Below are 24,038 nucleotides of genomic sequence, written 5' to 3'. Positions count from 1 at the left end.
TCTAGCTTCATATTTCGCGAAAGCGAAATCTCAACAATTTAGTCTTGATTCTTGACTCTTTTGAATCCTGATTCCTTCATCCTTAATTACGAAGCGGTTTCCCTCTCTTCAACATATGCTCAATACGTTCTAACGTTTTGCGCTCTGTTGTGAGTGATAAGAAAGCTTCACGTTCCAGATCTAATAAGTATTGTTCTGATACTTTGGTAGGTTCTGAAAGGTCTCCTCCAGCCATGACATAGGCTAGTTTGTTTGCTATTTTCTTATCGTGTTCTGAGATATAGTGACTTGCTTCCATACTGTCTGTTCCTACTAAGAACATTCCTAAGGCTTGCTTTCCTAATACTAAGACGTCGTTACGTTTTACAGGTTGTGTGTATCCTGCATCTGCCATTAATTTTGCATGTGCTTTTGCGGTTGCAATCTGACGGTCTTTATTAACAACAACAATATCTTTTCCTTTTTGAAGGATACCTGTATCAAAGGCTTCATAGGCAGACGTTGATACTTTTGCCATACCAATAGTCAGGAAGTATTCTTGTAATACATTGAGCTCTACATCTCCTTTTTTGAAGGTGTCTGATGCACGTAATGCCATCTCTTTAGAACCTCCACCGCCTGGAATCACACCGACACCAAACTCTACGAGTCCGATATAGGATTCGGCAGCAGCAACTACTTTATCTGCGTGAAGTGATAATTCACATCCACCTCCCAAGGTCATACCGTGTGGGGCAGCAATAGTAGGAATGCCTGAGTAACGCATACGCATCATGGTATCTTGGAAATACTTGATTGCCATATTCAACTCATCATACTCTTGCTCTACGGCCATCATAAAGATCATACCGATGTTTGCTCCTACAGAGAAATTAGCGCCTTGGTTTCCGACAACGAGTCCTGCGAAGTCTTTCTCGGCAATATCAATGGCTTTATTTAATCCAGCAAGTACATCGCCACCAATGGTGTTCATCTTACTACGGAATTCTACATTTAAGATCCCATCGCCTAGATCTTGTACAGAAACACCTGAGTTTTTATAAACCTCGGTTTGTTTTCTGATATTATCTAGGATAATAAAGGCATCTTGTCCCGGTATTTTTGTTTGCTTTTTAGATGGAATGTCATAAAAATGAGTCGCTCCATTGTCTACTGTATAGAAAGAGGTGCTTCCAGAAGCGATCATATCGGTTACCCAAGCGGCAACGTCAAGACCTTCTGCTTTCATGAGCTCGATTCCTTTTTCTACACCAATAGCATCCCAAATTTGGAAAGGTCCGTGTTCCCATCCAAAACCAGCTTTCATGGCATCATCTATCTTATAAAGCTCGTCAGTAATTTCTGGGATACGGTTTTGTACGTATGCAAATAGGTGTGCAAACGACTTGCGGTAAAATTCACCCGCTTTGTCTTTTCCACCAGCCAATACTTTAAAACGATCAACAACATTATCGATGGTTTTTGTGAGTTCCAGCGTTGCAAATTTTGCACGTTTTTTCTCGCGATATTCTAATGTATCTAAATCTAACGAAAGGATTTCTGTTTTCCCTTCGGCATTTTTTGTCTTTTTATAGAAGCCTTGTCCTGTTTTTGATCCTAGCCATTTGTTTTCCATCATGGTATTGATGAAATCTGGTAAGGCAAAAAGCTCTTTACGCTCATCGTCTTTACAGTTTTGAGCGATTCCGTTGGCTACATGAACTAAAGTATCTAAACCTACCACATCTACGGTACGGAAAGTAGCCGACTTCGGGCGTCCAATGACAGGCCCTGTGAGTTTATCTACTTCTTCTATGGTGAGTCCCATTTCTTTTACAGTATGGAATAGACTCATGATAGAGAAAATCCCGATACGGTTTCCGATAAAGGCGGGTGTATCTTTAGCAATCACAGAAGTTTTTCCTAAGTATTGCTCTCCGTAATTATTTAAGAAATCTAATACGTTCTGATCGGTCTTGGGACCTGGAATAATTTCAAATAACTTTAAGTACCGTGCAGGATTAAAGAAATGTGTTCCGCAGAAGTGCTTTTGGAAATCTTCACTACGCCCTTCACTCATAAACTGAATAGGAATACCTGACGTATTTGATGTAATAAGGGTTCCTGGAGTTCTATGTTTTTCTAGGTTTTCAAATACTTGTTGTTTGATATCTAGACGTTCTACAACAACCTCAATAATCCAATCTACATCTTTTACTTTTGCAATATCATCTTCTAGGTTTCCAGTAGTGATACGGCTAGCAAAGGCTTGACTATAAATAGGAGAGGGCTTACTTTTTAGCGCAGCTTTAAGGGCATCGTTTACCATACGGTTACGCACCACTTTATGCTCTAATGTAAGGCCTTTTGCTTTTTCTTTGTCGTTTAATTCGCGTGGTACGATGTCTAGTAGGAGTACATCTACACCGATATTAGCAAAATGACAAGCGATCCCGCTTCCCATAATACCACTACCAATCACAGCGACTTTTCTTATTATACGTTTTGCCATTATTTATGAATCGTTTCTTCTTGATTAAATATTTTCTTATTCTGTACTAAGTCATTTATGGTTTCTATTACTTTATAAAAACCAAGGATTTCTTCTTCTGAAACATTTTCACGTATCGTATCATTAAATTGAAGTACGTGGTCTTTAGAGTATTGACGTTTGCGTTTACCATCGTCTGTAAGATGTATTAAAACACTTCTACCATCGGCAGGATTTGGTTTACGTACAATAAGGTTCTTGTCTTCCATGGTTTTAAGTGTACGCGATAAGGAAGTGGCTTCCATACCCATACGAGGACCTAAGGCTGTAGAAGGAGTTCCTTCTTCAGGGTCTATACTTAATAAAGCAAATGCATGCGCCATGGTAGCATCGTATTTTGATGCCTGCTCATTATACATTTTAATAACGGCTTGCCAAGTATATCGCAAACAAAAATCTATAGTTTTATCTCTCATTAGGGATGATTAGGTTCGAAATCGTTGTAAATATACATAAAAATACTATGCATGCATAGTAAAAATGATATAAATTTTATAAAAAGCTCACTTTGAGTGGAGTGTAAAGTTGCAGTTTTGAAGATAGAATCGTTATATTTCTTGTATAGAAAGTTTTCTAAAGATAAGAAATAGGTAAGGGTAGTACAAAATATATAGAATAGAGGTGTTGTTTTATACGCTTTCGCGAAAGCGGACTTAGAAAGAAAGAAATTGTACCATATACGGTTTATATGGTTTTAAAAAGTTTGAAAACGAGCTCTTTTTGGGATTTACTTACAGGGATTTTATGTTCATCCATAAACAGAAGGTTTCCTTCAAAGCCTGTTACTAAATTAATATTTACCACATAGCTTCTATGTGTCCGGATAAAATTAGCGGGTGGTAGTTGGGATTCGATTTTTTTTAGAACGACTGCATATAAAAACTTTTTTGATTTTGTATAGATCGTACAGTAGTTGTTATCTGCTTGTATAAATAAAATTTCTTTTAAAGGAACACGTTCAAAATGATGATTCTTTTTTAAGAAGAGACTGTCTTTGATTTGAAGGACTTCTGCTTTTTTTTGAGATTCTTTTTCAGAGGTAAATACATCTTTTCCTGGTGTTTTATTTGAAAAATTCATCAATGCTAACTCAATGGCTATATTTACCTGCCTATCATTGAATGGTTTCAATATGTATGCATATGGATTTACTTCTTTGGCTCGTTCTACAAGTGAACTGTCTGCATGTGATGTGAGAAATATAAATGGAATTTGAAAACGCTCATTGATAATTCGGGCGAGTGCAATCCCGTCTCTGTCTCCTTTTAAAATGATATCGATCATAATTATATCTATAGTAGGATGAGTCTCTATAACCGCCACTGCTTTATCTACAGAGGGAGCCGTTGCGATTACTTCATAATTCATATCAGTAAGTCGATCTCTTATATCTTGTGCTACTATAATTTCGTCTTCTACGATAAGTACTTGTACTTTGTTATTGTTAGTATGCATAGGTCATTCTGTTATTGAAAGGAAATGGGTATTATAATTTTATATTCATTTCCCAGTGTGTGCCAGTGGTGTCTAGTTTTTTGATAGTACCTTCTAATTGTTCAATGAGAGAGGTTATTAATTTGATTCCAAAAGAATTGTCTTTTGTGTTTTTATCTGTTTTAAAACCTACCCCATTATCGATAATTTGTAGATGCATACTCTCTTTATCTTCTTGTAGCATAATAATATTGAGTAATGGGTTTTCTATGCCTTCATATGCGTATTTTAAAGCATTAATCACAAGCTCGTTGATAATCAAAGCCAGTGGTATAGCAATGTCTATACTGATACTGATATCTGTTATTGAAAAAGTAGGTTTAAAGGTAGCATTATAGCCTTGGAATAGACCTAATACTAATTCTTCAATGTAGTCTTTTAATACAATCTTTGTATCAACTCCTTCTTGGTATAATTTTCTATGTACTAGTGATAGGGCTTCTACTCTGTGCTTGCCAGAAAGTATAGCTTCTTTTGCAGGATGTCCTGTAAGTTCTCTACTTTGTAGATTAAGTAGACTGGCGATCATTTGTAGGTTATTTTTTACTCGATGATTTAGCTCTTGTAGTAGTAATACTTTTTCTTTTTCTCTTTTACTGATAAGCTCTTTTTGAGTGCGTAGTATTTGGTTTGTATTTTTTATTTTCTTATTTCCTTTATATAATAGGTAGGAAAATAAAAGAAGTAGTAAAACACCAATGATTAGAAAAATCACCCAATATTTCTGATTGGTATTAACCGTATTTAGAAGCGTTATTTCAGATTCTCGTTTTTCTATTTCATAGCCAGCTTTAATTTGTTCTACTTTTTGAATATTTGCCTTATTTACTAGGCTATCTTGGTAGTGTTGATATAATTTTTGAAATTCGAGCGCTTTTTCAAAGCGTTTTTGTGTTTGGTATAGATCTGTAATAGAAGCGCTAAAATCTCTGACTTGTTCTTTCAATCCGGCTTCTTTTGCGATTGAAATCGCTTTAAGTAACAACGCTTCTGCATTTACGAATTGTCCTTCTTTTATGTATATTTTTCCTAAGGCTTCTGTATATACAGACAAAGAATAAGGGTCTCCTAATACAGTTAACATTGTAATTGCATTGTATAAATATTCTTTTGCTATTTCAGGTTTATTTTGTCTAGCATATAACATTCCTAGATTTCCTAACGAATACCCTTCTATAGATTCATCTTTGAGATGCTTATTTAGTTCTAATGCCTTGTGTAACGATTTTTCTGATTCTTCAAAATTACCAGAAAGTCGATAAGTTTCTCCTAAGTTAACATGTGTAAAGGTGATATAGAGTTCATTGTTTACCTCATCATAAATATCCTGTGCTTTTTTTAAATAGGTAATCCCCGTTGGATACTCACCTTCTGTAATGTAATGATCTGCAATTTGCATATAAGATGCCGCTTGGTTTTCTTTTAAGTCTAGCGAATCATATAGTTGTAATGCATTAAATATAGCTTTAAGCGCAGTGCCTTTATTTCCTAATCGTTGCTCAATGGCCCCTATTTCTTCCCAAGCTTGTGCTTGCAATATGGCTGCATTGATTCTCGCAGCCATCTGTAATGATAACTTAGCGTAATAGGAGGCTTTAGATGGTTGGGGATGATTAGAAGCAATTTTTATTAATAAACGAACATGCTCTTTTTCTGATAGATCACTGTTTTCTAGAACATGAAGAAGACTGTCTGTCTTTTGAATATTTTGAGCATATCCAGTTACATCAAAGAACTGAAGAAAAAAGAATAACAATACAATTTTAAGTATTTGCATAGTCGTTAATTTTAAAATTGTATTGTTATGAAATAGCTGTATTTATCCTCTACCACCAGAAGTAACTTTAATTAAAGGATCGATGAGAAAGTAAAATACTTTTACAGTATCTGTAGAGAGCAATACCTTCGATTTTAATAAAATACTGTAGGATACAAATGTTGTTTTTGAAGATTCATTTGGATCTTCAGAGACGGTAATCGAACAAGCATTATTTTCTGGGGTAATGCTCAATGATCCATCTGAGGCTATGACTATATTGTTCGTATTTAAATTAAAAACGCCACTCCAAGGATTTGCCAATGTATTTTCCGAATTATTAAATTCTTGACCTATATTCAAGAGTCTACATGAGACTACTTCTAAGTCTAATCTTGGTGCTTCTGGATTTATAATAGTATCGATGAGTGTTATGGAAATGGTTTCGCCTGGACAAAAATTATATAAGTCAGGATCGTTTATGGTTACAAAATTATTTATGACAATTGGATAGGAAGATGTTCCTAAGCCAATATCTGCTTTTGTAATAGCTTCATGTAATCGTGCAACTTGCACGTTAAATGAAATATTATTTTTATTGGATGTTATAATTTGCATTTTAATTGATTTTTAGTGAGAGTTGGTTGTTAGTTGAATAGTACTATACGAGTATTAGATGTGTTAAATTACTGAAAAATTGAGGGATAGAATAATTATGAGTGTATAAGAACGTCTGTTGTGTAAGTTCTGTGTATAAAATTATGTTATCGAGAACTTGATTTATATCCTTGTAATTCCCATAAAGCAGATCTCCAATTAGGTTGAATAGGGCCTAATTCTAAGGTAGCATTTTCAATATGTAAATACTGATTTGATGTAGCACGATTTTTTATTCTATATGTAGTACCAGAAACTTTTTCAAGTAACCATTGTGAAGATGAAGAATGCTGTCTTGATTTTAAAGGACCCGCTTTTAGAATTCCATTAGCTGTTTGAAGATAAAAATTATTTCTTCCATCTTTTTTCCAGTGGTTTCTAATTCGTATATATTTTGTTCCTGGAACTTCCTCAATATGCCATCTAGACGATAACCAGTTAGGTTGTACGCCTCCTGCATCTACCTTGCTATTTTCAATATGGATTTTATAATCAGTTTTTCCATCTTTTTTCCACAGGTTTTTAATTTGGATATTACTTTGAACATTGTTGATTATTGAACTGAACTGAGGTGTTCTTTTTATAGTTACTGTCCATTGTGCATAGGCTGCATTTGGATTGTTTTCATGTATAGCAACAATGTCTGGGACAGATGACCCTGGAGAACAATTACGACAACGTGCAAGGTATTTTCCATTATCAGATTTGAAAACATATTTTCCGTTGGCTAAAAGGATAGGTTCAAATTGTGCATAGCTAGGATTTGGACTACCTACATGTGCCGTTAAAATATCTGAAGGTGCACCTGTAACACAATTGCGACAACGACCAAGGTACTTCCCATTGTCAGTTTTTAATGCGATTTTTCCATTTGGCATTTTCTTTACGGTAAACTTAGCATACGTTGGAAGTGTTTTGGCATCATTAGAAATATGAGCTGTAATTGTATTTGATGTTGTTGCTTTTTGACAATTATAACAACGAGCCATCCATTTTCCTGTATCAGCACGTAATGAAATGATATCATTATTATTCAATTGAGCAAATAGTGGACTTTGAATAACCATGATGGTTAAAAAAAAGAATACTTTTTTCATGACTTTTAGTTTTAGATTAAAATTTATCTTACTCTATTTAAGGCTTTTCAGATACCGCCATCATTATGATTATATAGTATACTTGTGATAATCAATTCAAATATGATGGATAACTACTTTGAAAGAAAAAGAAATGAGTGAATGGAAGAATTTCTATGGTTAATGATATTTATTTATGAGGGAAGGAGTATGTGTATAAAAAGGGGGTATATGTTTAGAGATAATTGTATAAGATTATAAGAACAGTAGTTATCTATATAATCAATATGTATGGACCTGTTTTTATCCTAATTATTGTTTTATGGCAGATTATACATTTAGTGTGGAATGGATATGAAACGTATGTTATATATATGAGGATGTTTCATCGTATAGTCCTTAACGCTTTACTCTTTCGATGGTCGTGAACCTGCCTACAAACAGACAGATGCGAAAGCGTATACAACATATTTTAGATGTTAAGAAATAACATTGTTTCGTTTGGTAGTGATACTGTTTGATGACAAAAAAGGCACACATTTTTAAACGTGTACCTATTAATCTACTTATTGGTGTAACCAAAAGATTAAATACTCCGAGACTTGTCCCGAGGTAGTTGACTTGATAGTTTAATTAGTTATCTGCAATTGCGACCTCCAGGACCTGCTAATACACAAAAATATGGATTTGAACCACAACAGTACCCAGGAGGACAGTTTTGATTTTGACATAAAGGAGGTCTTTTAGCTAACCCTCCACTAATTAATTTTTGCTCACTAGTCTTTAATGTAACCCCTAAATTTGAAATGTTTTTTAACATACTTGAAAAATTTAATATTATACAATTATTATATTGATATCAGACGTTTATAATTTGTATCTGATATGCTAAAAATGCATACATATATTCATAATTACAATAGGTATTGTAAATGTGTAATTATATATTTCAAATTTGATATTGTTTGTGTTTTAATCGTAGTAAACAGCTAGAGGTGCTGATTTTGAGTTTGATAATGAGGAGTTTTAAAATAAATAGTATCAAAGATAATTATGAATAATCATCTTTGATACTATATTATAAATTAGTAAGCACAGCAAACACAATGTCCATATACAGGATGTGGATAGTATCCTTGATCACAAGGTCCACCCTCATTAATATATGGATTATTGCAAGTAGCTTCTCTTAACATACCTCCATTTACTTCTCTTTGTAGATCTTTAGATAATGATTTTCCGAGGTTTCCAATTTTTTTTAGCATAATATAAAATTTAATGATTAATAATTTAATTTTAAATAATTGACATGTAGTTAATTACCCAATTAAGATACTAAGATTGAATTATAAATAAAATGATTTGATGTTAATATAACGTTTTGATTGTTAATTGCTTATGGTTTATTTGCGAAATGACAAGAAAAACTTATACCTCGTAAGGTAAATTGTTGTAATAAGCTGAATTGTATAATGTTATATGTTTTACTGAAGCTTTCTAATAGCCTCTTGTTCACTTAAAGGTGCAAGACAGTTTTTAGAGACAAATGCAATCACTGCTTGAGGGTTTGTCTTTCCGTATTCTCGTAATGCCCAACCAATGGCTTTATTGATGAAAAATTCACCAGTATCTTTATGCTTAATACATAATTGAAAGAGGAGTTTAGCGTTTGTTTCTTCTTTATACTCTAATTGAAAGAGAATAGCACTTCTATTTAACCATAGGTGATCAGCATTACTAAAGTTTTGAATAATGTTTGTCGTTTCTTCTGGATATAATTTTAAATAACTTCCTAAGTGATGTTTGGAAATCATGTCTACAGTATCCCACCAAGAATGTGTGATGATAAGGTGTTTGATAAAAGCGATGTCTTCTTTGTAGAATTTCTTTTTGAGAAATCGAGTCGTGAGTTCGACAGCACAGTAATGGAGTTCGCGCTCTGGTTGCTTATATAATTCTTTTACAATTTGAATAACTATTAGTCGATCTAATTGAGGTTTGTACGTGTTAATGATTTCTTTTAGAATAGCTTTACGTTCAGGAGCTTTGACACCAAAAAAAGAATACCGATTTCTCATATAAATCTTCATCTCTAGAGCACCTGTTGCATTTGCTATTACTTTGAGTTGTCCTATGAGATCAGGAACGAAATTCATACTGTATTTAATTAAGATGTATATTTATTAAAAATATATAAAAGAAAATAATGTTTATAAAAATTAAAATATTAGTACCAATTTTAGCAATTATATTTGTGTCGTTTGGCCTACCTGATAAGGATAAGTCTCAGACTGTAAAAATTACTAAATGCTCTGTTCCAATAGACACTTCAGAATTTTTGTTGAAAGATGGTGTTACCATGCTTACATCTACTGATGACTATTTATTTTATGTAACTGTAAAGTCAAAAAACATAAAAGGGAAAAAAGAACTTTCTAATCACAAAAAAATAAAACGTAAAGGACAAAAATATAACGTTACTTATACCTATGAATATCGTTCTTCTAAACTAAAAAAAACATATAATCTTTATTATATCGTATGGGAAGATGGAGAGGTTTTTGAAGTAAAACCTACCATTGATATATATGTAGAAAATATACGTTTACTAACCGAGGTCTAAACTTAAAACCCAACAGCAGTATCATCCCCTCGGCGATCGGCGCCTCCTTCTAATGTGCCGTCGGGTAGGACAAGAATACCATCTACCTTTCCAATTACTGGAGAAACTTCTTCATTTGGGAAATACCCTTTGGTTTTTAGATTCTCCAGAAGTGTTTTATCAAAGCTATTAGGTTCAAACATGATCACATCTGGTAACCATTGGTGGTGAAAGCGTGGAGCATTTACCGCTTCTTGCATTCCCATTTCAAATTCGTGAACGTTTAAAATGGTTTGTAATACCGATGTGATGATGGTAGATCCTCCAGGAGTCCCTACAGTCATCCAGAACTCACCATCTTTTTCTACGAGCGTTGGTGTCATACTAGACAACATCCGTTTTCCAGGGGCAATCTCATTGGCTTTGGCTCCCAAAAGGCCAAACATATTGGGTACACCAGGTTTTGAAGAGAAGTCATCCATTTCATTATTTAAAAAGAAACCGAGTTCATCTACATATAATTTAGAGCCAAATGCGCCATTAAGTGTTGTAGTGACTGCAATTGCATTCCCAAATTGATCTACGATAGAGTAGTGGGTGGTTTCCATACTTTCATAACCAGGTAATTCACTATGATTTACTTCACTTGAAGGCGTAGCTTTATCCCAAGAGAAGGTATCCATTCTGTTTTTACTGTATGCATCAGAAATTAAGGTTTCAATGGGAATATCTACAAAATCAGGATCACCTAAATAAAAACTTCGATCGGCATAGGCACGACGTTCTGCTTCAGTAATCACTTGGATGGCTTTTTCTGAATTATGTCCGTATTGGGATACATCATAGGGTTCTATCATTTCCATAATTTGTGCAAGACAAACGCCTCCACTAGACGGCGGACTCATAGAAATAATCTTAAGGTTGTCATATGCAAAGGTGACGGGTGTACGCCATTGTGCTTCGTATGCTTTTAGGTCATCTACGGTCATAATACCTCCTTTGCTTTGTAGGTATTCGACCATTTTCTGTCCCGTTTCACCGCCATAAAACTCAGCTTTACCGTTGGCGATAATGCGTTCTAAAGTTGCTGCTAATGCAGGGTTTTTTACTGTTTCCGCTTTCGCGAAAGCGGTGCTATACAGCATCGTACTATCTTCATTCACACGGTTAAATACTTCGCTATATTTTTCAAAACGTCCTGCTTGTTTTTCTGTAACAACATATCCGTTTCTTGCAAGATCTACGACAGGTTGTAGTAGTGTTGAGATAGGCATGGTACCAAACTTTTCATGGGCTGCAAAAATGCCTGAAATAGTTCCTGGTACGCCTACAGCCATAGCACCTTCAGTGCTAAGGTTTGGTATGACATTTCCTTCTTCATCCAGATACATATCCTTATCGGCTGCACCAGGTGCTTTTTCACGATAGTCGAGGGCTCCTACGGTACCATCATGGGTGCGATATACCATAAAACCACCTCCACCAAGATTTCCAGCATATGGATACGTAACCGCAAGTGCCATTTCGGTAGCAACCATAGCATCAAAAGCGTTACCGCCTTGTTCCATAATCATAGATCCAATCTTAGACGCTTCTTCACGAGCCGAAACCACCATGGCTTTTTGAGTAATGAGTCCGCGTTTGATCTCTCTTTTTTCTTGAGAGGTTTCTGTTTTACAGCTTGTAATAAGGAATAGAAGGGTGTAAAGGGATGCGATGGTGTATTTCATAATTAAAGTGAGCGATTTAGTTTCTTCACTTTTTAAAAATAGGGATTCTTACCAAGATAGAAAAGAGGATTAAAAAAAGAACCCTCTAAAAATGGTTTTTAGAGGGTATACTATTTCATTCATAAACAATTAATGTATATAAAGAATGTTTTAAAAATTATTAAGCACCATTAATAAAATCTTCTATGACAATAGTTTCTCTTAATATTGTCTCACTAAATTAATTGTCATTTTTGTTCTAGAAGCTTCGTCTGTAAGTCCAGGATTTCTTTCATATAATGAGGTATCTAACCCAAAATAGGCAAAAGCGCCTATAGCAGGAGTTACATTTGTCCAATCCCATAAACGACTAATGACATTGAAATTATAACTTTGACCAGCGATTAATTCGATATCTTTTGTGATAACTACTTGTCTAGATAAGGCAAAGAAATTAATAGAGCCATCACCACCGGTAGCAGTATCATCTACAAATTTTGAAAATGCAGGGATTAATTTTTCGTCTATCGTACCTCCATCTACCTCAAGACGTACAGACGCTAATGCAACATTGTCATCAGAGATATTTGGATTTGCTACTGGAGCTAGACCAAAATAAGAAGTAACAATCACTCTGTAAATACCCGAAAATGGAACTTCTATCGTTTGGTTTAATCCGTTGATAGGTACATCACTTGTAGTGTTGATTAAATTTTGCGACTCTTGAATAAATTGTCGACTATATCCTCTTGATAATAAACGACTCCATTGTACACCATTCCAATAATAGAGTCCGGGTGTTATAGAATTTGTCGAATTATTTACTGTCGCTATATTATATATGGTGAGGCCTTCGGCTGGGTTTTCAATAGTAGTAACATCTGTATTAGAGGTCAAACTAATTCTAGGGATTAAAACACCTTTATCATTGCTGTCTACTTGAAATATAGCTCCTGCGTCTAGTTGTGTTGTTCCGATAGCTACTTGTGCTTGTATGGTTGCAGTCTGGAATGCTAAAAAGGATAGTAAAATATAGAGTATTGATTGTTGTAAGTATGTCATCTTATATGGGGTTTAGGATGCTTATTTTTGTTCTACTAAAGTGATTGTCATTTCGCCATATTGTCCTTCTATGATACCATTTGATCCCGTAAATTCATCGGTTTCTTTACCAAAATAACTTATGTTGGTATTATGACAAATCCACTGACTTCCTGCTACCAAAAATCTATAATTTGTATTTGCGTCTAAATCTATATTGTGAATTAGTGTGTATTGATTTCCTAGATTATTAAATTCTCCTACAGCATTTTCCAGGTATTTTGACTCTGAGGTGACATATGCCATTTCTAAAAAGGTGTTTGTGTTATCATTTTCCACACGGTAGAGTCTAAAGTCTCCTTGACATGCTGCATCTGTTTCATTAATGGGATCACCGGCTGTATAATAACTTGTTACTTTTATTTGATAGGTACCTTTAAAAGGGACACTAAAGTCACCGGTATCTAGTCCTGGTATAGGAAGTCCTTCAGAGGTAACTACACCCATCAATTCTGCAGTTTGCTTAAATTCTAATGCAAATCCGTTATTAAAAATACGTTGCCATATGGTTCCGTCAAAGTAGTAAAAACCTGGTGATACAGCTGTTGCAATCGCAGCTTCAGGCACAGAAGTTGCGGTGTTAAAAATAAATAAGCCTGGTGCTGGATTTGTAATAGGGCTGTCTATATTGTCTATAGCTTCTAGGGCTACTCTAGGGGTGAGAATTCCTTTGTCTGTTGCTTTTACTTCAAAAATAGCACTTGGGTCAACTTGGTCTGTATTAATTCCTACTTGGCTATATGTTATTTGAAAAAAAGAGCATAGGAGTAGTACGGATAGTAACAATTTATTCATGATTTGGGGATTTAGAATGATCTTGTTAAAAAATAAGATGTTGTATTATAATATATTAATAGGGATGTTATGCTTGATTTAAAATTGTCTTGTTAATGAGATGATTAGAGAACCTCTATAGGCATCATTTTGTCCATTTGAGCGGGTGAATCCGTCGGTGTCTTTACCAAAGATGCCTTCTTCTTCGGTATTGACTGCATTCCACTCACGGCCTTTTACAATAAATCGATACTCTTCATCGGGGCTAGCTTCAAATGAAAATGAATATGATACTTGTTGACCCACACTATCAAATCGATTATTATTTCCTAGGTCCAATGATAGGGCAGATACAAAACGTTCTTTTACAATAGAAGAAGAACCGTTTACTTCCATTTCTAAGGCTAATGAGGCAATACCTACACCATCTCCATTACTATTTCCGTTTCCATTTCCATTACCATTATTATCTGCTGTATGTGCACCTGGAGAATAAAAACCTGTTCCCGAAACTTTATAAATACCAGCATAGGGTAGTCTTAGTACGCCTGTGTCTAGGCCAGGAATGGCTATGTATGTAGTTGCATTACTAGAAGCTTGAATTTCTTCAGTTTGATCATACTGTAAACTAAAACCTTCATCATGAAGTCGTACCCATGTATCGTTATTGTAATAATAAAACCCAGTAGCAATTCTATCATCTCCTGTTCCTGCGTCCGACAGATTGTATACTAATAATCCTGTAGCAGGTCTTGTTTCATCGGGTTGTAAACGTATGGTAGTGACATCATTTTTTCCTTGTAAAGAGACTCTAGGAATTAAAATTCCTTTATGATCATCAACGATGTCTAAAATAGAACTTGGATCAGGTGTTGTTGTATTTATACCAACTTGGGCTTGTATTGTATAGGTTAGAAGTATATATACTCCTACGAACAATGTCTTTACTTTTCTCATGACTTGGGGTGTCTTTCGAGGGTTAAAAGGAAAACTTTTTTTGGAAGTTATCTTTATCTAAAATCAATAAATAATCAATAGCAATTTTAATTGTAAAAATGGTCGATGCGTAAATGAGTTACTTACAATTTTTTCAAAATGAGAGTTTAAGGTATTGATTGTTAATATTTTATAAATGTGTTGTGAATGCGCTTTTGTAAACGGCATTCGTTCAGAAATGTAATGTAGCTGACAAAAAAATAAATGGAAGGAATATAATGGAAGTATAATTATAAAAGCAGTCTGTATAAGCACCACACTATTCAGACTGCTTTCAATAATATAAGTAGCTATATTAATAAGACTCAAAAGTTATAAAATGGTTGTGTCTTAATATGTTAATTTATTGTTGTAAATTTTATAAAATCTGTATACGCTTTCGCGAAAGCGTATAAAAGCTATTTCTTTTGCCTACGAATGATATATAATATAAGTATATATATCGTCCCAGGAATGAAAATGTAGATGAGTTCGCTGAGAATGACTCGTAAACCCCAAGCACTAAAAAAGTTTTCAATACCGATAGGCGAAACTTGGATAGGTCTCCAATCGAAAAAATGACGAGTATCTTCCCAAGGAGAGAAGAAGGCGACTCCTAAACCTCCTGTAGTCATGGCATCTAATACTGCATGCGAGGCGGTTGCGAGTGTGAAAAAGAGAATAAGTAGTATTCCTTTTCTAGAAAATAAGGTAGTGCTATAAAAAATGAGTGTGATTAGTACACCAATAATAAGTGCCGCAAGTAGCGAATGACTAAAACCGCGATGTCCCCAAAAAGATTCATAGGGAATTCCCAATGAAAATCCTATAACATCTGCATCAGGAAGAATAGAACATATTGTTGCTAGTATCCAGAATTTTACACTTCTGTATGTTTTAGGGACACTTGTCCCTAATGCAATGGCAGCAAATGCGTGACCAAATGCAGATGCCATACTATAATTCTTTCATTTTGATAGCTATAAATGCTTGCAATTCTTCAAAGAAAGCAGTGAACTCTTTTTCAAAAGCTTCATAATGTTCTTTTAAATCCTGAATAGCTTCATCCATAGGGACTCTTTTTTTAATACGAATATTCATATTGTAGAGTACCGTTTCAATTCCTTCTAATGTAGCATAACTTAGGAGCCAGTTTTGCTCCATCATAGGAATCATCATTTTTTGAATCCTTGTAGTAAGGAGATCGTGATTGTCTTTGAGAAGTGTATAGAAGTCATTTACATATTCCTCTAGCGGTTGATTGTGATACTGATGCCAGTTTTTTGCTAGAAAGTGATCATATAAAATATCTACAATCACACCACTGTAGTGACCATATTTAGCATGTAATCGTTTTGTACTTTGTTTTGTGATATGATGGCTATCTGTATAACTATCTATCCATCTATGAATAAGAATTCCTTTCTGAATACCTTCTGGATATTTTAAGTATTTTTTCCCTTTAATACCATCGGCCATAAAGTTGCCAATAGTAACTAAATCATCCTCTCCAGAAAGGTAAATATGTGCTAAAAAATTCATTGTTGTGAAGTTACTGGTTAAATATGAAATGAAAAAGTTTATTAAAGACTATAGCTAGATAATGGAATTATAAATAAGTGGCGCTTTTGAAATCTATATTCACGTTTTTGAAATCGTTCTTTACATGTTTGTATTTACTATTCTGTATGCTAAAAAGTAACGATAGTTTTACTGTATAAATACAAGAAATTTCTTGTGTAAAACTTAAATTAATTACTTATGAAAAAACTATTATTAGCTGTTATAGCTATAACCTTTTTATTCACATCATGTGAAACTGAGAATGAAACTTTTGAAACTTCAACAAGTGATTTAGTATTCAAATTTGAGAATGATTTTACGAATAGTATTATTGGTGAGGGAAATGGAGATTCTTTTCAATTATTAGTATCTGATGCTTCTATTATGAAAGCTGCAAAGACATTTGTAGAAAAGCAAGAGCTTGATCTTGTGCCAGAATCGTACAAAATAGAGATTATTGACGGAAAAGAATATTTACGTATTTATAGTAATGATAGTTTTGTATCTACTATAGCGCTTATCATAGATTCTGAAAGAGGATTTAGAACAACAGGTTCTACTGTTTGTACGTCTAGCTCTTGTGCTTCTGGAGGAGGGTGTGTCCCTAGAGGAGAATATTGTACAAAATGTACAGAGCTAGCCAAAGAGTGTCACAGAACAACTACTGGAGAAATTCCTAGGTAGATAGCTTATATTTAAATAGTATTTATAAAAAGATCGTGTATACCACGATCTTTTTATTTTTTACAAAATGATATCATAATACTAGGCAGTCTAAAAAGTCGGTTGTCTTTTCTTATTTTTGCAGTCCCCAATAAATAATACAACTTAACAAATAACATATCTATGACATTAATAAAATCCATTTCTGGTATACGAGGGACTATAGGCGGAACTACAGGTGATAACTTGACACCTATAGACGCTGTGAAGTTTGCAGCTGCTTATGGCGCTTGGCTTAAAAATGATCGCAATAAAGAAACCTATCGTGTTGTGGTAGGTCGTGATGCTCGTATTTCTGGAGCTATGATTCAGGAATTGGTAATGAATACTTTGATAGGCATGGGTATTCATGTTATAGACTTAGGTCTTTCTACAACACCTACTGTAGAAGTAGCGGTACCTATGGAACATGCCGATGGAGGAATTATTCTAACAGCGTCTCATAATCCAAAACAATGGAATGCACTAAAACTCCTAAATAGCAAAGGAGAATTTTTGAATGGAATAGAAGGAGAGAAAATTTTAAGGTATGCCGAGAATGAAGATTTTACTTTCGCAGAAGTTGATGACCTTGGAAAAATTACTATAAACGATGCCTATATCGATTTACATATCGATGAGATTCTTGATTTAGAATTGGTAGATGTAGATGCGATTAAAGCAGCTAAATTTAAAGTAGTCGTAGATGGTGTGAATTCAACGGGAGGGATTGCAATTCCTCGACTTTTGGATCGATTAGGAGTTATTCCTGTAGAGTTATACTGTGAACCTAATGGACATTTCCCTCATAATCCAGAACCGCTTAAAGAACACTTAGGTGATATCTGTACCCTTGTTGTAAAGGAAAAAGCTGACTTCGGAATTGTAGTAGATCCTGATGTAGATCGTCTTGCATTTATAGATGAAACAGGAGAGATGTTTGGAGAAGAATATACACTGGTCGCTTGTGCAGATTATGTATTGAGTGAGACCAAAGGAAATACGGTATCTAATTTATCGTCTTCTCGTGCACTTAGAGACATTACTCATAAGCATGGAGGTACGTATCATGCTAGTGCGGTAGGAGAGGTGAATGTTGTACAACTTATGAAAGATACTAATGCGGTGATAGGAGGAGAAGGAAACGGTGGTATTATCTATCCTGCTTCTCATTATGGACGTGATAGTCTGGTAGGAACTGCATTATTTTTAACGCATCTTGCTAAAGGAAATATGACAGTAAGCGAACTTAAAGCGAGTTATCCTCCATATTTTATGAGTAAGCAAAAAATTCAACTGACGCCAGAATTAGATGTTGATGGATTATTAGCAACGATGGCTACCAAATATGCTCATGAAGATATTAGTACGATAGATGGTGTAAAAATTGATTTTGAACATCATTGGGTACACCTTCGTAAATCAAATACAGAACCTATCATACGTATCTATACAGAAGCAGGTACTCAAGAAGAGGCTACTCGCGTAGCAGATGCGATGATTGAAGAAATTAAAGAAGTAGCGGGTTTATAAGCTAGCTTGATTTTTTACAAAAACCCTTCTTATTGAGATAAGAAGGGTTTTCTTTTGTGTATTGGTTATAGGATAGACAATATTTTATTGATTTATAGGTTTTTATTGTATAAATCAATGTAATTTCACTAAAACCATCTTATTATGAATCTTAAGAAAATAGTAGTACTTCTCTTAGTTATATGCTTTACAGTTACAAGTTCATATGCACAATCGACAAAAAAGAAATCTAGTGATCCTAGTATTACAGTTTCTAAAGAAGCACTTGCTAACTTTGTTATTAATGAAGATGGAGATAAAGCCACAACAAATTTTAAAATAAAATTTCCAGGATATCCAACGATTTTAGTAAAAGGAAATACACTTAATGATGAAGCCTTAGCGCGATTGAAGTCTTCTAAAAAAGGAACACAAATTCAAGTATTTGATATTAAAGATGCTTCCTCTAAGGAGAAAGGAGCAAAAAGGAATCCACCACTTCTTTTTAGATTAACAACTACACCTTAATCAGTTTTATCTTTACCAGCAGATTGTTGTTTTCTACCAAGAAGTTTAAAACGTTTATGTGTCCATAAGTAATACTGAGGGGCTTCTCGTATTTGAGAATCTAGTGTTTTTGCAAAAGCGTCTGTAATCTCATAATCAGGAATCTCTTTAGGATTTTTGGCTAGTTCTATAAAAGTGCCTTCATAATGGCCACGCTTTGTTTTTCTAACTTTAAGGTAAACGATAGGTAAATCTAGTTCTTTTGAAATACGTTCAACACCTGTAAAAAAAGGAAGATCATGTCCTAAAAAATGTGTCCAATAATGTGATTTTGCTAATCTTGGAGATTGATCTGCCACAAAGCCATACATGCTTACAATGCCATCTTTTTGATTTTTTGTCATACGTTTTGCCGCAAACTTATTGGCTATAAGTTCTGTATTCCATCTCCCTCGTATACGTCTAGCTAAACCATCAAAATATGGGTTTTTAATCTTTTTATAGATTCCATGTCCGGTATTTTTTACGTGCAGCTGTATTGCAAATGACCATTCATAACTAGCAAAATGGCCTAATATAACAATAGCGCTTTGATCTCTTGCTTCATAGTTTTGTACCAATTCTATGTTTGTATACGTCATTCTGGCTCTAAGTTGTTGTTCAGAAATACTAAGGGTTTTAATCATTTCGATAAACAAATCACATAAATGACGATAGAACTTTTTTTCTATTTGTTTTAATTCTTGAGATGATTTTTCTGGAAATGCCGTTATAAGGTTATAACGAACCGTTTTTTTACGATACCCAATAATGCGGTATATAAGAATATACACCATATCAGAAATAACGTATAATACGTTGAATGGTAATTTTGATAACATCCAAAGTAAAGGGTATATTAGCCAGTAGGCGATCGCTTGCATTTAGAAAAAATGTTATAATATGATACCGCAAATATAGGTATCTTTACTACGTAATAAGAATTAATTATGGCGGATTTACATCCTGTAACTATAGCTATTATTGCTATGAATGTACTCTTCTCTATGAAGGGTTTTAATGATTATAGTTTTAAAAATAAATATTTATTTCAAATAGGTGCGATACGTAGAGGTGAGCAAGTACGTATGATAAGTTCTGCTTTCTTACATGCAAATCCTCCACATCTTTTTGTAAATATGCTTACGTTGTATTTCTTTGCAAATCCTGTTATATATAGGTTAGGTGTTTTTCAATTTGTGGTTGTTTACCTAGGAAGTTTACTTATAGGAAACTTGCTGTCTTATTATTTTCATAAAGATGAGTATCATTATTCGGCTTTAGGTGCGAGTGGTGCTGTTTCTGGTGTGTTATATGCTGCTATTTTGCTCAATCCAGATATGATGTTAGGACTCTTTTTTGTGATTCCTATGCCTGCCTATGTTTTTGGTATTGGATACCTTTTATATTCTATTTATGGAATGAGAGCTCAGAATGATAATATTGGTCATGATGCTCATTTTGGAGGAGCAGTAGGCGGATATCTTATTACATTATTAATGGTACCTAGTTTATTACAAACCAATACACTCATGGTGATTTTACTAGCCATTCCTATTGTTATCTTATTTGTAATGATTAAATTAGGTAAAATTTAATTCTAATCGATTCCTTATGAAATTGATATACTTCTTTATACTATTATGCACTATGAGTCTTACAGCACAAACACAAACCATAGAACCCCTTGTTCATGTAACTGGAAAAGGAATCGTTAAGGTAACACCAGATCAGGTTGATATAAAAGTACGTGTTGAAAGTGAAGGGAAAGATGCTGTCGCTGTAAAAAATGAGAATGATGCATCTATCAACACTGTTATCAAATTTTTACGATCTCAAGGATTAAAAGATACAGATGTACAAACAGAGTATATTAATCTGAATAAGAATTACGATTACAATAGCAAGACCTATTCGTATAAAGCAAATCAATCGCTTACAGTACGTCTAAAAGATATTAATCAATACGAGGCTATTATCTCTGGATTATTAAATTCAGGAATTAACCGAATAGATGGTGTACAATTTAAATCTTCTAAAGCAGCGACGTTACGATCTGAAGCTCGCGTAAAAGCGATACTTGATGCTAAACAACGAGCAGAAACATATGCTAAGGCAATAGGACAATCTATAGGGAAGGCGGTACAAATAAGCGAAGCTTCTGCAAATGTGCCAAGGCCACAATTAAGGAATGCTAGCTTTGCCATGGAAGCCTCTTCTGATGGAGGAGGTGAAACTATTGCTCCAGGAGAACTATCTATTGTTGTAAGTATCTCGGCTAGTTTTGAGCTGAAGTAATATTGTTTTCTTATAGTAAGAAATTAAAGAAGAATTTAATATGAAACAAATTTTAGTACTGATTATATGTTTAGTTACAGTTTCTTCTTCTAAGCAATCTACTTCCATTATAGAAACGGAATTAGATAAAATATTTACAGAAGAATTTCCCTCTACAGAAGAACCAGGAGGATCTATCCTTGTGAAAAAAGGAGATGATATTATTTTTTTAAAAAGCTACGGTGTTGCCGATTTAGGTACTAAAGAAAAAATCACAGAAAATACTATTTTTAATACAGGGTCTATTTCAAAAACATTTGTGTCTAATGGAATATTAATCCTTAAGGAAAAAGGATTGCTATCACTGGAAGATAGCTTGTCTATGTATTTTGATGATTTTGAACATCCAGCAATTGTAAACAAAGTTAAAATTAAGCATATGTTATCTCATACTTCAGGACTTCCTGATTTAAGAGATGTTAGGGGAAATTATGATTTCTACTTAACCGCTAAAGACAAAGAAAATTTTGAACCTCTCAAAAAAGCTGATAATTTAAATTTTCAACCAGGTGAAAGATTTGATTATTCAAACCCATCCTATAATGGGTTAGCATTAATTATTGAAAAACTAGCTAATCAACCTTGGCAAGATTTTATTAAAGAAAATATATTCGAACCTTCAGGTATGAAAGATAGTATAATAACCAATGGTTCTTATCCAGAATCTGGAGTAGCGCATGCCTATTATCAAGATAAGGATGGAAAATACGAAGAGTATGATTATGGCGAAACTCCCACATTTGCAGCAGCTGGAAACGGTGGGATTTGGTGCTCTGTATTAGATCTTGCAAAATATAAAAACGCTATTCAAAAAAATATTTTTCTAAGTCAAGGTTTAACTAAAGAATCTCGAACTGTATACACTCCAGAAAACTGGACAGATACTACAAAACCAGTTGTAGGTTATAGCTGGTTTACGGGTGAGCAAGATTTATTTAGAAGTAAAGGTAATTTCAATGATCTTAAATTTGTATATCATACAGGTTCACAAGGTGGTTTTAGAGCATTTTATGTAGAGATTCCTGAAAAAGATATTCTTTTTGTTGGACTTTTTAATAAAGCACCTAAAGACATGAAAAATATTACATTAAGAGCAGTGAAGGTATTTGAAGAAAATAATTGGCTGGAATAAATTTGTGTAAAGTTTCTTCAGACTAAACTTTCCTGCATGCAGGAAGTAAAAGACATTTTCTAATGTGTTTTTTCACTTCAAAGCTAAAAATCGAAAGATGTTTTCTAATTTTTTTCTAAGGTTTCAAAAAATCAATTGATTTAGATTACTCATCCTCTCGTTCTATAGAATAGATTTCCTTATCTACATACATACGTTCTATTTCATCTCTTGAAATGCCATATATATAATCACTAGCATAGTTTTCAGGCTTATCTATTTTATAAATCCCATATGCACGTTCTACTTCATATTCATTTGGAATAACATATAAACTATCACTCGTTATTTCGGCTATTTTAAGTGTAGAATAATACCCGTTTTCGGTTTCGTAAGAATATACATCACCAGTTCTTGGACTTGCGATATACGCATCTTTTTGATCACTTGTTTTTCCACTAGCATAGATTGAATATGCAATGAGTAGTGCAATTAATGCCAAACCAGAAAATTGCCAAATAGGAAGTTTTACCTCTTTTTTTGTTTCCTTATATGCCCTTTTTACATGCTCAGGCATTTGTTTTGGTTTGAGTTCTTCTCCACAATTTGTACAGCTAGAACCTCCTTTACGTCTGTAGGGAAACATAGGAATCCAAAAAACATGAAAGTGACTACTGGAATAATAGAAAGCCATATGGCCTTGTGTGTCACAATTTCCACATTTAACAATGCGGTTTTCAACAGTCTTTAGATGTACTGGTTTTGTTCCGTAAATGATCATATGTTGATGGTTATAGTTGGTCTAAATATATACGAAATATATTAATCTATAATTTTTACGACATTATCTAAGGCATCTACAACTAGTTTTATAATGACTGTTTTTTCTGTGATATAGTTATTCATTTTATCTCTAAGGGATTTGAACTCATCAAGGGTCTCTGGATCATTTGCATATAGTTCTGAAATACCTATATATAAGATATATGAATTACTTTCTTTTTCGGCATATACATATTTTGCTGTATCCAGATCGAAGAATGCGTGTTCAATAAAGCCATCAGCAATACGGTTTATTTCAGTTTCTGTAAAATCTGATGAATTATATTCTATTTCATGCTTTACAGTTAATCCATATTGCTTTGTAGTTAGTTGGCTTTCTTCTATTTCTATCATCGTAAAAATACCAATAGCCATAACAGCTACTGTAATTAATAAACTTAGAATAGATACCCCTATAACTCTTCCCCAACTGTGATATTCTGCTCCGGACTCAATCTTTTCTTGAATTTTTTTTTCTTGAAAGTTTTTGAATAATGCATAGGCTACACCCGTATATATAATGGGAATTAATTGATTAGGGAATTTAGAGTCTAATGGAATCATAAACGCTATTGAAAAAATAGCAATAGTAGCAAGGATTGTAATGACCCATGTTTTAGTTACTTTTTCAGGTTCATTGATCGCTTTAAAATTTTCAGCAAAAAAATATCCAGCAACTAATGGCCCTCCGATAAAAGTTCCAACTCCCAAGGCTTTGTCTTTAAATACCTTGTTTTTCGATTTGCTTTCAGTGACTAAAATGCTATCCAT

The 24,038-nt window shown here is 33.9% G+C and carries 25 protein-coding genes; 7 read left to right on the top strand and 18 right to left on the bottom strand.

What is annotated here, in order from left to right; genetic code table 11:
- Positions 1 to 82: 82 nt before the first annotated feature.
- The 9 genes from Q1A60_RS20190 to Q1A60_RS20150 all read right to left on the bottom strand — a co-directional run bounded on the left by Q1A60_RS20190 (position 83) and on the right by Q1A60_RS20150 (position 9,669).
- A complete protein-coding gene (locus Q1A60_RS20190; protein ID WP_299769145.1) occupies positions 83 to 2,491 on the bottom strand; it encodes a 3-hydroxyacyl-CoA dehydrogenase/enoyl-CoA hydratase family protein in 2,409 nt (802 codons plus the stop codon).
- The gene (locus Q1A60_RS20185; RefSeq protein WP_299769143.1) at positions 2,491 to 2,946 is read right to left on the bottom strand and encodes a MarR family transcriptional regulator; all 456 of its coding nucleotides are present in this window, start codon (positions 2,944 to 2,946) and stop codon (positions 2,491 to 2,493) included. Before Q1A60_RS20185 ends, Q1A60_RS20190 begins: the two co-directional genes overlap by 1 nt.
- Positions 2,947 to 3,214: 268 nt before the next feature.
- Complete coding sequence (locus Q1A60_RS20180; protein WP_299769140.1) at positions 3,215 to 3,985, bottom strand: LytTR family transcriptional regulator DNA-binding domain-containing protein; 771 nt, start codon at positions 3,983 to 3,985, stop codon at positions 3,215 to 3,217.
- A 31-nt stretch (positions 3,986 to 4,016) separates the two neighbouring features.
- Complete coding sequence (locus Q1A60_RS20175; RefSeq protein ID WP_299769138.1) at positions 4,017 to 5,801, bottom strand: histidine kinase dimerization/phosphoacceptor domain -containing protein; 1,785 nt, start codon at positions 5,799 to 5,801, stop codon at positions 4,017 to 4,019.
- 42 nt (positions 5,802 to 5,843) lie between these two features.
- On the bottom strand, positions 5,844 to 6,398 hold the full coding sequence (locus Q1A60_RS20170; RefSeq protein WP_299769135.1) for a hypothetical protein: 555 nt from the start codon (positions 6,396 to 6,398) through the stop codon (positions 5,844 to 5,846).
- A 146-nt stretch (positions 6,399 to 6,544) separates the two neighbouring features.
- Positions 6,545 to 7,534 (bottom strand): hypothetical protein, encoded by a 990-nt coding sequence (locus Q1A60_RS20165; protein ID WP_299769132.1) that lies wholly within the window; start codon positions 7,532 to 7,534, stop codon positions 6,545 to 6,547.
- Positions 7,535 to 8,150: 616 nt separating this feature from the next.
- The gene (locus Q1A60_RS20160; protein WP_299769129.1) at positions 8,151 to 8,333 is read right to left on the bottom strand and encodes a hypothetical protein; all 183 of its coding nucleotides are present in this window, start codon (positions 8,331 to 8,333) and stop codon (positions 8,151 to 8,153) included.
- A gap of 265 nt (positions 8,334 to 8,598) precedes the next feature.
- Positions 8,599 to 8,778, bottom strand: coding sequence for a hypothetical protein (locus Q1A60_RS20155; protein WP_299769126.1), 180 nt, complete (start codon positions 8,776 to 8,778; stop codon positions 8,599 to 8,601).
- A gap of 219 nt (positions 8,779 to 8,997) precedes the next feature.
- A complete protein-coding gene (locus tag Q1A60_RS20150) occupies positions 8,998 to 9,669 on the bottom strand; it encodes a DNA alkylation repair protein (RefSeq protein ID WP_299769123.1) in 672 nt (223 codons plus the stop codon).
- 98 nt (positions 9,670 to 9,767) lie between these two features.
- Between Q1A60_RS20150 and Q1A60_RS20145 the strand changes: the two genes are divergently transcribed.
- On the top strand, positions 9,768 to 10,136 hold the full coding sequence (locus Q1A60_RS20145; protein ID WP_300008357.1) for a hypothetical protein: 369 nt from the start codon (positions 9,768 to 9,770) through the stop codon (positions 10,134 to 10,136).
- Between the two features lie 2 nt (positions 10,137 to 10,138).
- Here the strand turns inward: Q1A60_RS20145 and ggt are convergent, their stop codons facing one another.
- From ggt to Q1A60_RS20115, 6 genes are all read right to left on the bottom strand, one after another.
- Positions 10,139 to 11,845 (bottom strand): gamma-glutamyltransferase, encoded by a 1,707-nt coding sequence (gene ggt / locus Q1A60_RS20140; protein WP_299769117.1) that lies wholly within the window; start codon positions 11,843 to 11,845, stop codon positions 10,139 to 10,141.
- A 201-nt stretch (positions 11,846 to 12,046) separates the two neighbouring features.
- Entirely contained in the window at positions 12,047 to 12,886 is an 840-nt protein-coding gene (locus Q1A60_RS20135; RefSeq protein ID WP_299769114.1) for a hypothetical protein, read from the bottom strand.
- A 21-nt stretch (positions 12,887 to 12,907) separates the two neighbouring features.
- Positions 12,908 to 13,720 carry a hypothetical protein gene (locus tag Q1A60_RS20130; RefSeq protein WP_299769112.1) on the bottom strand — a complete coding sequence of 271 codons (813 nt, stop codon included), beginning with the start codon at positions 13,718 to 13,720 and terminating at the stop codon, positions 12,908 to 12,910.
- 78 nt (positions 13,721 to 13,798) lie between these two features.
- Positions 13,799 to 14,656, bottom strand: a complete 858-nt coding sequence (locus tag Q1A60_RS20125) for a hypothetical protein (RefSeq protein WP_299769110.1) — start codon at positions 14,654 to 14,656, stop codon at positions 13,799 to 13,801.
- 437 nt (positions 14,657 to 15,093) lie between these two features.
- A complete protein-coding gene (locus tag Q1A60_RS20120; RefSeq protein ID WP_299769107.1) occupies positions 15,094 to 15,630 on the bottom strand; it encodes a metal-dependent hydrolase in 537 nt (178 codons plus the stop codon).
- Between the two features lies 1 nt (position 15,631).
- Complete coding sequence (locus Q1A60_RS20115) at positions 15,632 to 16,216, bottom strand: acyl carrier protein phosphodiesterase (RefSeq protein WP_299769104.1); 585 nt, start codon at positions 16,214 to 16,216, stop codon at positions 15,632 to 15,634.
- A gap of 219 nt (positions 16,217 to 16,435) precedes the next feature.
- On the opposite strand from Q1A60_RS20115, the gene Q1A60_RS20110 reads away from it, so the two are divergent.
- The 3 genes from Q1A60_RS20110 to Q1A60_RS20100 all read left to right on the top strand — a co-directional run bounded on the left by Q1A60_RS20110 (position 16,436) and on the right by Q1A60_RS20100 (position 18,979).
- Positions 16,436 to 16,921 (top strand): hypothetical protein, encoded by a 486-nt coding sequence (locus Q1A60_RS20110; protein ID WP_299769102.1) that lies wholly within the window; start codon positions 16,436 to 16,438, stop codon positions 16,919 to 16,921.
- A 162-nt stretch (positions 16,922 to 17,083) separates the two neighbouring features.
- Positions 17,084 to 18,472, top strand: a complete 1,389-nt coding sequence (glmM, locus tag Q1A60_RS20105) for a phosphoglucosamine mutase (RefSeq protein WP_299769099.1) — start codon at positions 17,084 to 17,086, stop codon at positions 18,470 to 18,472.
- A 144-nt stretch (positions 18,473 to 18,616) separates the two neighbouring features.
- Entirely contained in the window at positions 18,617 to 18,979 is a 363-nt protein-coding gene (locus tag Q1A60_RS20100; protein WP_299769096.1) for a GldM family protein, read from the top strand.
- Here Q1A60_RS20100 and Q1A60_RS20095 read toward each other — a convergent pair.
- Positions 18,976 to 19,881: a lysophospholipid acyltransferase family protein gene (locus Q1A60_RS20095; RefSeq protein ID WP_299769093.1), complete on the bottom strand. Its 906-nt coding sequence runs from the start codon at positions 19,879 to 19,881 to the stop codon at positions 18,976 to 18,978. The genes Q1A60_RS20100 and Q1A60_RS20095 overlap by 4 nt on opposite strands.
- A 66-nt stretch (positions 19,882 to 19,947) precedes the next feature.
- Here Q1A60_RS20095 and Q1A60_RS20090 point away from each other — a divergent pair, with 66 nt between their 5' ends.
- The 3 genes from Q1A60_RS20090 to Q1A60_RS20080 are packed head-to-tail and all read left to right on the top strand — an operon-like array spanning position 19,948 to position 22,466.
- Positions 19,948 to 20,595 carry a rhomboid family intramembrane serine protease gene (locus Q1A60_RS20090; RefSeq protein ID WP_299769090.1) on the top strand — a complete coding sequence of 216 codons (648 nt, stop codon included), beginning with the start codon at positions 19,948 to 19,950 and terminating at the stop codon, positions 20,593 to 20,595.
- 52 nt (positions 20,596 to 20,647) lie between these two features.
- Positions 20,648 to 21,295 carry an SIMPL domain-containing protein gene (locus tag Q1A60_RS20085; protein WP_299769088.1) on the top strand — a complete coding sequence of 216 codons (648 nt, stop codon included), beginning with the start codon at positions 20,648 to 20,650 and terminating at the stop codon, positions 21,293 to 21,295.
- A gap of 40 nt (positions 21,296 to 21,335) precedes the next feature.
- Positions 21,336 to 22,466 (top strand): serine hydrolase domain-containing protein, encoded by a 1,131-nt coding sequence (locus Q1A60_RS20080; protein ID WP_299769085.1) that lies wholly within the window; start codon positions 21,336 to 21,338, stop codon positions 22,464 to 22,466.
- A 145-nt stretch (positions 22,467 to 22,611) separates the two neighbouring features.
- Here the strand turns inward: Q1A60_RS20080 and Q1A60_RS20075 are convergent, their stop codons facing one another.
- Positions 22,612 to 23,226 carry a hypothetical protein gene (locus tag Q1A60_RS20075; RefSeq protein WP_299769082.1) on the bottom strand — a complete coding sequence of 205 codons (615 nt, stop codon included), beginning with the start codon at positions 23,224 to 23,226 and terminating at the stop codon, positions 22,612 to 22,614.
- 41 nt (positions 23,227 to 23,267) lie between these two features.
- The gene (locus Q1A60_RS20070; RefSeq protein WP_299769079.1) at positions 23,268 to 24,038 is read right to left on the bottom strand and encodes a hypothetical protein; all 771 of its coding nucleotides are present in this window, start codon (positions 24,036 to 24,038) and stop codon (positions 23,268 to 23,270) included.

The sequence above is a fragment of the uncultured Dokdonia sp. genome, from assembly GCF_947492535.1.
In the GTDB taxonomy this organism is placed as follows: domain Bacteria; phylum Bacteroidota; class Bacteroidia; order Flavobacteriales; family Flavobacteriaceae; genus Dokdonia.
Note: the sequence above shows the minus strand (reverse complement) of the source record. Positions and strands in the feature narration are given on the sequence as shown.